Below are 288 nucleotides of genomic sequence, written 5' to 3' on the forward strand. Positions count from 1 at the left end.
TTGACCATGATCTCCGTCACGGTGTCCCGTTCCAGCCAGTGGCGGAACGGCGCGAGATACGCGTCGAGATAGACGCTGCCGCTGACGATGCGGGGCGCATCTGGCTCGGCGGCGCCTAGATCGTCCACTGCGGGGCCGAGATGAAGGATTTCGGCTGCCATGATCCTACAAACGGGGGGCCTGGCTGAAATCGAGGTCGCGCGCGGTGAACACGCGGATCGGTTCGCCCTGGCGCACGCGTACGGTGGGGGCGATCTGGCCGCTCTGCTGCAGGGCGGTGCTGGCCGC

At 67.4% G+C, this 288-nt stretch carries 2 pseudogenes; both read right to left on the bottom strand.

The features are described 5' to 3' along the window. Nucleotides 1-161: pseudogene (locus D5S08_RS17295) on the bottom strand (P-type DNA transfer ATPase VirB11); the annotation flags it as partial. Nucleotides 162-165: 4 nt separating this feature from the next. Next, nucleotides 166-288 (bottom strand): annotated as a pseudogene (locus tag D5S08_RS17300) (TrbI/VirB10 family protein); the annotation flags it as partial.

Origin of the sequence: Croceibacterium ferulae (assembly GCF_003660445.1) — a bacterium.
GTDB lineage: Bacteria > Pseudomonadota > Alphaproteobacteria > Sphingomonadales > Sphingomonadaceae > Croceibacterium > Croceibacterium ferulae.